This window comes from Burkholderia anthinoferrum (assembly GCF_002925705.1).
In the GTDB taxonomy this organism is placed as follows: domain Bacteria; phylum Pseudomonadota; class Gammaproteobacteria; order Burkholderiales; family Burkholderiaceae; genus Burkholderia; species Burkholderia semiarida.
The window spans coordinates 21,225-32,648 of the sequence record NZ_LFZP01000053.1 but is presented as its reverse complement, the minus strand read 5'-3'; the positions used below and the strand labels follow the sequence as shown (position 1 = coordinate 32,648).

Genomic DNA, 11,424 nt, shown 5'->3' with positions numbered 1-11,424 from the left:
TGTTTTACAACCGCAGTCGTCGTCATTCGTCGCTCGGCTTTGTTTCTCCGGAGCGGTTCCTTCGGGACTGGATCAAATCTCAGCAGACCAAGGGCGCCGCGGCATAACTCGGGACCGTTGGAAGGCGAAATACCGAGGGAACTCACCTTATCACTATAGCCCGACGCGTGTTCAAACTCGGGTTTAGCACATCGCGCGACAGGGGCTGTCGGCGATGCAACGGTGTGGGGCGGAAGTTGACCGAACGGTGACGACTTTATTTCGGTCTACGCTCGCGAAGAACTCCTCACACCGCTGGATGCTGACGGCGAGGCTCTCGGGAGTTAATGCAAGATACCGACAGTGGCTTGCTACAGGCCGCGAATTGTTGCGCGGCCGTACTGATCGTTCGCATTGACTACTGAAGTCAAAAGCTCAACAAACTTCCGACGGTCTGATGTCGATAAAGAGGCCAGCATCCGATCGGACGCGGCTACCATCCCGCCGTAGAGGCGGTTCATTACCTTTAGACCCTCAGGCGTAATAAATGCCTGTCTTGACCGCCGGTCCTCTGGATTTACACGACGACGCACGAACCCCTTGTCCTCAAGGCGTTTCACCACGTCAGCCGTTGTTGTGCGGTCAAGTCCGAGTTCCATCCCAATTTCGGTCTGATCGATGCCGGGCCTCAATGACAATGCGGTCAGAATTCCGTACTGCACGGGTGTCACGTTTTCATGACCGCACTCTTCCTGAAACATCGCGTAATGAATCTGATTGAGTCGACGGACCAGATAGCCTGGGCGAGACCAAAGCTCCTCTTTCGCAGGGTCCTGATCAACGGCCGCCGCGCTAACGTCGGTCGGCTTTGTCTTTCGAGCAAGAGTCATTTCTATTCCAGCCCTATCCAGTAGGGGGCCAACGATGTCATGGATATTAGTGTCATGCTTAACGCATCCCTGTGGAGGCGCGAATCCATCAATGGCAAGACCGCAGAATCGATACGCCGAGGTTTGGATTGTACAGCATACGTACTATTTTATGCGATACACAGGGCGGTCTCAAGGAGCAAGTGCAACGTTTAGTCATTCCGGCGGCAGCCAATTCCATCGCCATAGCCTCTTCAGGGTTTTCCAGTGGAGGGTTTGGCGAGGGCGGCCGTTCCTCAGTTTGGCAATGTCGTACGATTGGATCTGGGTGACGCCTGACAGGTCGGCACCTTTGGGCAGAAACTGGCGCAGCAGGCCATTGGTATTTTCGGTGCTGCCCCGTTGCCAAGGAGCGTAGGGATCTGCGAACCAGATGTCCAGATTCAGTCGTTCAGTCAACTCGACATGGCAAGTCATTTCCAATCCACGATCGTACGTCAGGTTCTCACGCAGAAAGCCCGGGAGCTTCTTCATCTGGCGCGTGAACCCCTGCGGTGCGTCCTGGCAGGCTGTTGAAAAGCGCCTTGCTTTGATGATCGGGGTGCTGTTTAAACGGATTTCGTATGCGCTTGACTGCCGAGTTGCCAACGATTCGCCGAAGCTGGACCGTTCGCGAGCGCTCCAGCCGGCGCGTTGCCGTGCGACGACCGCGCTTGGGCGGCTCATTGCGTTACTCCTTGCGGCACCACCGTCAGCATTCGCGCCATTCGAGTCAGATTGCTCGCCAGCATCGTCAGCTTGAAGTGCTGGTCGACCCGTTTGAGGCCGCGATACGCGGTCTGTCGAATCCTGCCGACGGTTTTGCCCAGCCGAAGTGCTCTTCGATGCGTTTGCGAATCACTTGGCTGATGCCATAGCCGGCGTGCCGCGAGGTACGGCCGTCGATCGCGCTGCCGCCTTGATGCGCGTCGTTGCGTGCGACGTGCGGCGTCACCTTGCGCGCACCAGTCCCGCATGTCATAGCCCTTGTCGGCGCCGAGAGTCTTGGCGTGACGACCCGGCACGCAATCGAGCAGGCGCAACGCAGTCGCGCGCTCGCCGAAACCATCAGCGTGGCTGACCACTGCGCCGACCACCAAGCCCGATCGGATCTCCATCAGGACGTGCCTCTGATAACAAAGGATGGCTCCGCTTTGCCGCCCCTTTCTGAACAGGCGCGCGTCCGGATCGGTGCTCGATTCATGAGTGTCGTTGCTGCGTCGCTTATCCCGTTACTTTGCGGGCTGCACACCGGCGTGGTCAATGGCTTCAGGCCGATGGCCACTGCGAACAGGCGCATGTCGTCGGCCGTGTAGCCGAACCGTTGTCGGTCTCGATTTTGGACAGCCTTGGGATATAGCAGCCGAGGCCTATTAGTGATGGCCCGCCAGCGATCAAGCCGGGCGACAGAGGCTTGGATCATGAGCACTGCTGGGCGGGTAAACCCTTAGTCGAAAATTTTTTTGTTTCGTCAGTACGCTGAGTATAATGATCAGTATGCTGCGCAAAATGACTGAGGATGACAATCTGACCCGGATAGCGACCTCAGCTCTTGAGAGCTGAAGCACCCACCTATTGTCTCTTGTGATCAAGATTACGGCATAACGTTCAGTATGCTGATCATCTACAGAAAGGGCACCTGCTGATGGCAAAGATTTCGAAGATAGCACTGGAAGAGCATTTCATGACGCCAGGCTTTGAGCACTATTCCCGCTCGTTCACGAGTTTGATGCCCGACGCCGTTGCGCGCCAGCTTGCGGCAGATCTGGGTGACTTTGACGATGCGCGACTATCTGCGATGGACCGTGCAGGCATCGAACTTTCGGTGCTGTCCCAAACCGGGCCAGCCATTCAAGGAGAGTCCGATCGACCCAAAGCGATCGAAATGGCCATGGTCAGTAATGATTACTTGGCCGAGAAAGTGGCTCGCCGCCCTGACCGATATGCTGGCTTCGCTGCGTTGCCAATGCAATCGCCTCGTGATGCGGTTAGTGAACTCCAGCGAGCCGTTACCGTTCTCGGCATGAAGGGGGCGCTCGTCAACGGACACTCGCACGGCACGTACTACGACGATCCAGCATACGACGTTGTATGGTCGGCTTTGGAGCAACTTGATGTACCTCTCTACCTCCATCCGACGGACGCCAAAGGCGGATCATTGGCGTTCTCTGGGCATCCAGAACTGAGCGGTGCAATATGGGGCTGGGGCGTTGAAACCGCTACCCACGCGCTGCGGCTGATTTTCGGCGGCGTGTTCGACCGATTTCCACGCCTGAAGGTCATCCTGGGTCACATGGGTGAGGGCCTCCCTTTTCAGCGGTGGCGCATGGACAGCCGTTTCGCCGCGTATCCGAATGGAATTCGCCTGGAGCGCGCGCCGTCGGAATACATCGGAACAAATATCGTAATCACTACTGCCGGCGTGTGCTCGCATGCTGCTCTCAGTGGTGCCATCGCAGAGCTTGGGGCCGACGCAGTCATGTTTTCAGTCGACTATCCATATGAGTCGTCAGAAATTGCCGCACGATTTATCGAAGAGGCACCACTTAATAGCGAAACACTGCAGAAAGTGTGTAACGGAAACGCGAAGCGGCTACTAAAGCTTTGAAGCGCGGGTTCGCGCTGCTTCCGTAATGCGTTCGCGGAATCATTGAGTACCCAACTGATAGCCTACCCAGGAGAGCCTGATGTCGAAAATTTACCGTATTGGCCAGATCGTGCCGAGTTCGAACACGACCATGGAGACTGAAGTGCCAGCAATGCTGCTTGCGCACTCACAGGTCAGGCCCGAGGATCGATTCACTTTTCATTCGAGCCGAATGAGGATGAAGACGGTGCAAAAGGATGAGCTCGCCGCGATGGACGCGGAAAGCGACCGCTGTGCACTGGAGCTTAGTGACGCCAAAGTCGATGTGCTCGGTTACGCCTGTCTGGTTGCAATCATGGCAATGGGGCTAGGCTATCACCGTGTTTCGCAGAAGCGACTGACGGATCGAACCGCCGAAAACGGAGCGACGGCTCCTGTTATTACGAGTGCCGGGGCGCTTGTTGAAGCACTCAAGATTATGAATGCCAAAAAGGTTGCGATCGTCGCGCCTTACATGTTGCCTCTGACGCAACTGGTCGTCGACTACATTGCCAACGAGGGGTTAGAAATAGTGGCTTGGCGCGCCCTTGAGATCCCGGACAACCTGGATGTAGCCCGCCATGACCCCTTCAAGCTGCCGGAGATCGTATCGAACATGAATGTCGCTGATGCCGACGTGATCGTCCTATCAGCATGTGTGCAGATGCCCTCGTTGCCGGTGGTGCCAATGGTGGAGGCGCAAACCGGTAAGCCGGTGATAACGGCAGCCATCGCGACCACGTATTCAATCCTGAAGGAACTCAAACTTGACCCAATCGTACCGGGTGCAGGTGCGCTCCTGTCGGGGGCATACCCGTATCTGTAGCCGGGCGAGATTACGGAGCTTTGTATGAGCACATTTCTCTATGGTGCGAACGTGCAGGCAAACGGCATTCGCCAGCACTTTCTGCGATACGGTCGACAGTCCGAGTCGCGTGGGGATCGAGATGCAGTGGTCATTATCCCAGGTATTACGAGTCCCGCGGTTACTTGGGCCTTTGTAGGCGAACGGTTTGGACAATACTTCGACACCTATGTACTGGACGTACGCGGCAGGGGCCTATCGGAGGCTGGCCCGTCGCTGGATTACAGCCTTGACGCTCAGGCCGCCGACCTTATCGCTTTTTGCGAGGCGTTGGATTTGACGCGATATAGCTGGGTCGGTCACTCCATGGGAGCGCGCATTGCCGTTCGCGCTGCGGCATCCTCTCCCGAAGGGCTTTCACGGCTGGTTCTAGTTGATCCCCCTATGTCAGGCCCCGGTCGTCGGCCGTATCCATCGAACCTTGCCTGGTATGTGGATTCAATCCGCCTTTCTCGTCGTGGAATGTCTATTGACCAGATGCGCGAATTCTGCCCAACCTGGACAGAGAAACAGTTGAGTCTCCGTGCCGAATGGCTGCATACCTGTGACGAGCGGGCAGTCGTCACAAGTTTTGAAGGATTTCACGTTGACGACATACATTCGAATTTCAACTCCATCAAGCAAAACGTCCTCTTAGTGACCGCAGAGAGGGGCGATGTTGTGAATGACGCAGACGTCGCGGAAATCAGGGCGATGATTCCGGATTTGGAGCACATTCGGGTCAGCGATGCAGGTCACATGATCCCGTGGGATAACGAAGAGGGCTTCTATCGGGCTTTCGGACAATTCCTCGGAGATTCACTTGGTTGAGCAAGAAGCTGTAAGGAGAGGCCGGAAATGTCGGTAACTGATCATGAACTGACCGAAGCGTGGCGCCAAGTCCTCACGCTTTCGAACGTACGCAGCGGAGAGACGGTGACGGTGTTGACCGGCGCCGACACGCATCCGCAGACCCTCAGAACTGCGGTTAATGCACTGACTGAGCTAGGCGCATCGGTCACTCGGGTGGAACTGCCGTCGGTGAATGGAGAGAAGTCGCTGAGCAGGGACGCCCTCGCGTATCTGGGCACAACGCCGCTGACTGGTAACGCTGCGGCTATTGCCGCACTGAAGGCAAGCGATCTCGTCGTCGACCTGATGACCCTTCTCTTCTCTCCCGAGCAGCACGATATTCTCAAAACGGGTACCAAAATCCTGCTGGCCGTTGAGCCGCCGGAGGTGCTTTGTCGCTTGGTCCCGACCGCAAGGGATCGCGAACGGGTTACAAAAGCGGCAGAACTCATCAAGGCCGCCGACGAGATGCACATCACGAGCGCCGCAGGGACCAATCTCCGCTGCTCGCTTGGGGAATTCCCGGCCATTTCAGAATACGGGTTTGTCGACGAACCGGGACGTTGGGATCACTGGCCAAGTGGGTTCGTCCTGACGTGGCCCAATGAAAGACGCAGCAATGGCATTGTGGTGCTTGATCGGGGTGACATTCTGCTTCCGTTGAAAGACTATGTGCAAGAGCCTATCGAGCTCACGGTGACTGACGGCTATGTGACCAAGATCGAGGGGGGAGTGCAGGCACACATCCTGAAGAGTTACATGCGCTCTTACGATGATCCCGAAGCATATGCGGTCTCTCATATTGGGTGGGGTTTGCAGCCACGCGCACAGTGGGCGATGCTTGCGCATTACAACAAGGAATCCACCATCGGCATGGACGCCCGCGCTTTTGAAGGCAATTTCCTCTGGTCTATGGGGCCGAACAACGAGGCCGGCGGGGACCGCACGACAGCGTGCCATATCGATATCCCGATGCGCAACTGCAATGTCTACCTTGATGGAAGTCCAGTTGTACTGGCAGGTGTGGTTCAGGATTACGCGAAGAATGTAGGAGTTGCACAATGACAAAGGATATTCATGCTGTTGGACGGCTTTCGGCCGAACGCGAACAACATGTGTACGACCGACAGGGGTTCGGTGCCTCGCTTGTGCCGCAGGCTCCGTTTGGGCTGTTGATCATTGACTTCGTGAATGGTTTCGCCGATCCCGATGTCTTTGGCGGGGGTAACATTCCGCAAGCGATTTCAAATACGCAAAAGCTTCTGGCACATGCCCGGGATCGCGATTGGTTCGTCGCGCATTCGCGTATCGTTTATGCAGATGACGGATCTGACGCGAACGTGTTCTCTGCAAAGGTCCCCGGGATGTTGAGGTTGACTGAACAGGCGCAGGAAAGCGCGATTGTCGCCCAACTCGCCCCTCGCAAAGGCGAACTGGTCGTGCGAAAAAACGTTCCCTCGGCCTTCTTTGGCACGCCACTCGCAGCTTGGCTTACGCAGCGCGGCGTCAGAACGCTCCTGGTGGCGGGTGCGGTCACAAGCGGGTGCGTCAGGGCGAGCGTCGTTGATGCAATGCAATACGGTTTTAGGCCTTTTGTTGTCGCAGACTGCGTCGGTGATCGGGCTCTAGGCCCCCACGAGGCCAATCTGTTTGACATGCATCAGAAATATGCGTCGGTTGCGCCACTGGCAGAGGTGCTGGCGATGACCGGAAGGAATGAGCGCCATGAATGAAAACGAGCATCGTGAGAAGGCAGGGCAAGGTGTCGGTGCACGTGTGCCGCGCAAGGAAGACGCACGGCATCTGTTTGGAAAGGGACGGTTCGTTGCGGACATGACATTTCCGGGTCTTCAGGAAGTTGCATTCCTTCGTAGTCCTGTTGCTCATGGGCGTATCACCTCTATCAGCAAGGATGAGCGATTCGCCAGTCGCACTTTTTTCCGTGCCGATCTGCATGGGATCCAAGACATCACGGCCGCGTCTAAGGTGCCGAGCTACAGGGATTCGAGCCAGCCCGTGCTTGCATCTGGAAAGGTCCGGTTTGTGGGCGAACCAATGGCAATGTGCTTTGCCCCGACTCGTGCCGAGGCGGAGGATCTGCTTGAAACCGTATCCGTTCACATCGAAGACCTTCCCTCGATTCCCAATATCACCGCGGCGAAGCAACACGCAGCAAGCAACCGCGTGCACGATGACTGGCCGGATAATCACTTTCTGACGCTCCGCACGGATAAGAGCTTCGAGGAATTGAGCAAGGGCGCACCGGTAGTGGTCAAGCGGACCATCGGGCTCGCACGGCAATGTATGGTGCCGATGGAGGGAAAGGCTGTACTTGCCTATTGGGACCATCAATTCGATCAGCTCATTGTCTATAGCGCGACCCAGGTTCCGCATATGATCCGCACGGGCTTGTCTATCTGTCTTGGACTTGACCAGGAAAGAATACGGGTCATTTCCCCAGATGTGGGCGGAGCATTTGGCTACAAGTGCGTACTACAGCAGGAGGAAGTGTGTATCGCGTGGCTGGCGATGACCTTCAAACTCCCTTTCCGCTTTATAGAGGATCGTCGCGAACACCTTGTCGCCGGCGCGAACTCCCGAGAGCATCATTACGAGCTAACTGCGTTTGCAGACAGAAAGGGCCGCTTGCTAGCGCTTGACGCGAACATCGTCATTGACGGAGGGGCATATTCTGTCTGGCCATTTACGATCGGACTTGAGCCTGGGCAGGCTATCGGCAATCTGCCCGGTCCATACGCATTTGACGGATACCGGTGCGTAACGGAATGTATGGCTACCAACAAGCCCGGTTTTGTTCCTTACCGCGGCGTGGCGCGTACAGGCGTCTGTTTTGCGATTGAGCTTCTGATCGATGCAATTGCCCGGCAGGTTGGTCGCGAACCTTGGGAGGTGCGCATGGAAAACCTTGTGCAACCGTCCCAGATGCCGTACGTGAACGTGGCCAACAAGCACTATGACGGCGGGGACTACCCCGAGAGTCTGCGAAAGGCGATGGAAATGATCGGCTTCGAGAAATGGCGACGCCGTCAGCAGGAAAGCGCTAGAAGCGGTCACCAGAAGCGAATTGGGATTGGCTTTGCAACGTATACCGAACAGTCCGCCCACGGCACGTCCGTTTTTGCTACTTGGGGCACGCCCGTTATACCGGGTTTTGATTCGGCGACTGTACGGATCACGCCTGACGGTGGCCTTGAAATTCGAGCGGGCATCCATTCGCATGGACAGGGGATGGAAACTACATTTGCACAGATCGCGCATGAAATCCTCGGCGTCGATATTGCGCGAATTAAGCTTATTCACGGAGACACGGCGTTGACTCCGTTTTCCACGGGGACATACGCGTCGCGCTCGTTGGTCATGTCGGGAGGCGCAGTATCGCGCGCGTGCAAGACGCTTTTGCCGCGTCTTGCAAAGATCGGTGCGCATATGCTTGGTGTGCTGGAATCCGAGGTGCGCTTCGAAAATGGTGCAGTGATAGCAAATGCGGCGAATGGCGAGCGATCGCTGACGGTCGCAGATATCGCAGACGCGTGGTACGTAAACCCGCATCTGCTTCCGCCGGACGTCGACGCGGCCGGGCTCGAAACAACAATGGGATTCAAGCCGGCTGTCGACACCGGCTCATTTACCTATGCCTCTCATGCCGTTGCCGTCGAGGTGGACACGGGAACAGGGCACGTCGAGATTCTCGACTATGTGATCGTGGAGGATTGCGGAACGATGATTAATCCCATGATCGTAGAAGGTCAGACCTTCGGCGGCGTGGCGCAAGGCATCGGCACGGCACTTTACGAAGAGATGCCGTACGACGGGAACGGACAACCCCTTGCGTCTACCCTTGCCGACTACATCCTGCCGGGTTCAACGGAGGTTCCGAATTTGCGGATTCACCATTTCGAGACACCGTCACCGCATACTGAATTTGGCGCGAAGGGAATGGGGGAGGGGGGCGCTATTGCGCCACCGGCAGTAATTTGCAATGCGATCAACGATGCGCTTGCGGATATTGGCGTCGAACTTCTCGAAACGCCGATGACGCCTCACCGGATTCTGCATGCGATTGTGCAGCACAATACGGACCGAGATGGAGAGGGGCGCGTTACCGGAAGTAAGGAGGACGTGTGAAACCAGTAGCTTTTGAATATCATGCGCCCGTCTCATTGCAGAAGGCTTGCGAAGTACTCGATGAGGACGCCGATGCCGCGAAGATCATGGGCGGGAGCCAGTCGATGGGGCCGATGCTCAACATGCGTCTGGTCAGACCTGCGAAAGTCATTGATGTGTCAAGGCTGCCGGAACTGCGGTGCGTATCGAGCGATGACGCATCTGTGCACATTGGGGCCGCTGTCACGCATGCTGAAATCGAGGATGGGGTCTTTCCTGAGTTGCGCGGTGGGCTGATGCAAACAGTAGCGCAAGACATTGCCTATCGTGCGGTTCGAACCAGAGGAACGATCGGGGGAAGTCTTGCCCACGCTGACCCGGCTGCGGACTGGGTGGTCGTATGTACGGCCCTTGGAGCCCAGCTTACGCTCGTGTCCAGCAAAGGCAAGCGCCAAGTAGCGATGGATGATTTCATGTTAGGGGCGTACACGACCGCTCTCCGGGAAGGCGAGATCGTCACGACAATCTCCGTACCACGTGAGTTGGCTTCGACCAGGTGGGCATACCGCAAATTCTGTCGTAAGACTGGCGAGTTTGCAGAGGCTAGTTGTGCGGTGTGGATGGATCCCGAACGTCGATTTGGACGGATTGTCCTGGGTGCGTTGGATGGCGCGCCTTGCGTACTTCGTGAGCTGACGACACGTTTTGCTGCTGAAGGATCGGATTGGCTCCGGAGCAGCTCGTTTAAAGAAGCGCTGACAACCGCCGTACATAATGCGGCCCGCGATCGGGATGGTGCAGACCATCGACTGATTGCGACGGTGGTTAGGCAAACGCTCGAACAATTTTGCGAGGTGATACCGGCATGAGCAATGTAACTTTGACAGTCAATGGACGGCCGGTTGCCGTCCAGTGTTCTGATCGCACTCATCTCGCTGACTTTCTGCGAGACCATGAGCGTCTCACGGGTACTCATCTGGGATGCGAGCATGGCGTGTGCGGTGCGTGTACAGTCCTGGTCGACGGTAAGCCGGCTCGCTCATGCATCACCTTCGCGGCTTCATGCAACGGGCGGAGCGTCACTACTATCGAAGGTTATGACGATGACATGCTGATGACGGATCTACGTGACGCTTTCACGAAGTACCATGGTTTGCAGTGCGGTTTCTGCACGCCCGGTATGCTTGCGACAGCTCGAGATATTGTCACCAGACTTCCCGATGCAGATGAGGAGGTCATCCGTAAGGAGCTTTCCGGAAATATCTGCAGATGCACGGGTTATATGGGCATAGTGCAGGCGATACGCTCCGTGATCGAGGCACGCAGACGACCGGGAGCCTCCAGCGGCGACCGGTATGGTTCCCCGACACCGCTAAAGGCAGCGGGTGGCGAATTTCCCACTTTCCAAGTTGACCCTATCTCCCTGCCAGTAGAAAGAGCTGACGTTGCCACGCGTCCCGGTGGTGAGGTTGACCGAGAGGCGGACCGGGAAGGGTGGTCACGCGTCGAAGCAAGCTTCGATCTGTCTTATAAAGCAGACGAAGTGTGGAACTTCATGCTCAGACTGAAGGAGGTTGCCGCGTGCCTTCCAGGGGCAACGCTAACCAATGAGGCGCCAGAGCGAGTCGAAGGGTTTGTTGCAATCAAGTTTGGACCCATGTCGGCGCGCTTCAACGGCACCGCGCGGCTTGAGCAGGACTTTGCGGCCCGTAAAGGGGTCCTGAAGGGGGCGGGGAAAGACAGCCTCAGCAATTCCCGTGCTGCTGGTAATGTCGCTTATACCGTTGAGGAAAGGGCTTCCGGCGGGACAAGGGTACACGTGGACCTACAGTATTCGTTGCAGGGTCCGCTCGCTCAGTTTTCGCGGTCCGGCCTCGTGCGGGACTTTGTTAAGCGCATGATTGTGGACTTTGGACGAAACGTCGAGCGCCGAATGGATCCCAGTCTGTCTGAGGCACAGCGACAAAACTTGACGCCGCAAAAGAGCAACCCGGTCGGCGTTTTCCTGGCCCTTATTTGGGAGCGGATCAAGGGCATCTTCCGGCGCGACTGACGGTCGGTTTCGCCGAGACAGCGGTCATCGCGTGTCG

9 protein-coding genes and 3 pseudogenes are annotated in these 11,424 nt (G+C 56.8%); 8 read left to right on the top strand and 4 right to left on the bottom strand.

The genetic code is table 11. The features are described 5' to 3' along the window. Positions 1-350: 350 nt before the first annotated feature. The 4 genes and pseudogenes from C5F75_RS26350 to C5F75_RS37695 all read right to left on the bottom strand — a co-directional run. Positions 351-869 carry a MarR family winged helix-turn-helix transcriptional regulator gene (locus C5F75_RS26350; protein WP_104012913.1) on the bottom strand — a complete coding sequence of 173 codons (519 nt, stop codon included), beginning with the start codon at positions 867-869 and terminating at the stop codon, positions 351-353. Positions 870-1,050: 181 nt separating this feature from the next. Further along, a pseudogene (locus C5F75_RS26345) lies at positions 1,051-1,409 on the bottom strand (IS30 family transposase); the annotation flags it as partial. A 161-nt stretch (positions 1,410-1,570) separates the two neighbouring features. Next, positions 1,571-2,119, bottom strand: a pseudogene (locus C5F75_RS26340) (transposase); the annotation flags it as partial. After that, positions 2,083-2,205: pseudogene (locus tag C5F75_RS37695) on the bottom strand (IS3 family transposase); the annotation flags it as partial. The pseudogenes C5F75_RS37695 and C5F75_RS26340, both read right to left, overlap by 37 nt. Before the next feature lie 327 nt (positions 2,206-2,532). Between C5F75_RS37695 and C5F75_RS26330 the strand changes: the two are divergent. The 8 genes from C5F75_RS26330 to C5F75_RS26295 all read left to right on the top strand — a co-directional run bounded on the left by C5F75_RS26330 (position 2,533) and on the right by C5F75_RS26295 (position 11,387). Further along, positions 2,533-3,495, top strand: a complete 963-nt coding sequence (locus C5F75_RS26330; protein ID WP_104012911.1) for an amidohydrolase family protein — start codon at positions 2,533-2,535, stop codon at positions 3,493-3,495. A 79-nt stretch (positions 3,496-3,574) separates the two neighbouring features. Continuing rightward, entirely contained in the window at positions 3,575-4,339 is a 765-nt protein-coding gene (locus C5F75_RS26325; RefSeq protein ID WP_104012910.1) for a maleate cis-trans isomerase family protein, read from the top strand. 24 nt (positions 4,340-4,363) lie between these two features. Beyond that, on the top strand, positions 4,364-5,188 hold the full coding sequence (locus C5F75_RS26320; RefSeq protein ID WP_104012909.1) for an alpha/beta fold hydrolase: 825 nt from the start codon (positions 4,364-4,366) through the stop codon (positions 5,186-5,188). A 27-nt stretch (positions 5,189-5,215) separates the two neighbouring features. Then, positions 5,216-6,274: a M29 family metallopeptidase gene (locus C5F75_RS26315; protein ID WP_104012908.1), complete on the top strand. Its 1,059-nt coding sequence runs from the start codon at positions 5,216-5,218 to the stop codon at positions 6,272-6,274. Then, positions 6,271-6,942, top strand: coding sequence for an isochorismatase family protein (locus tag C5F75_RS26310; RefSeq protein ID WP_104012907.1), 672 nt, complete (start codon positions 6,271-6,273; stop codon positions 6,940-6,942). Before C5F75_RS26315 ends, C5F75_RS26310 begins: the two co-directional genes overlap by 4 nt. Beyond that, a complete protein-coding gene (locus C5F75_RS26305; protein WP_104012906.1) occupies positions 6,926-9,355 on the top strand; it encodes a xanthine dehydrogenase family protein molybdopterin-binding subunit in 2,430 nt (809 codons plus the stop codon). The genes C5F75_RS26310 and C5F75_RS26305 overlap by 17 nt, the downstream gene beginning before the upstream one ends. Next, complete coding sequence (locus C5F75_RS26300; RefSeq protein ID WP_104012905.1) at positions 9,352-10,203, top strand: FAD binding domain-containing protein; 852 nt, start codon at positions 9,352-9,354, stop codon at positions 10,201-10,203. Before C5F75_RS26305 ends, C5F75_RS26300 begins: the two co-directional genes overlap by 4 nt. Next, a complete protein-coding gene (locus C5F75_RS26295) occupies positions 10,200-11,387 on the top strand; it encodes a xanthine dehydrogenase family Fe-S subunit (RefSeq protein WP_104012904.1) in 1,188 nt (395 codons plus the stop codon). The genes C5F75_RS26300 and C5F75_RS26295 overlap by 4 nt, the downstream gene beginning before the upstream one ends. Positions 11,388-11,424: the final 37 nt, after the last annotated feature.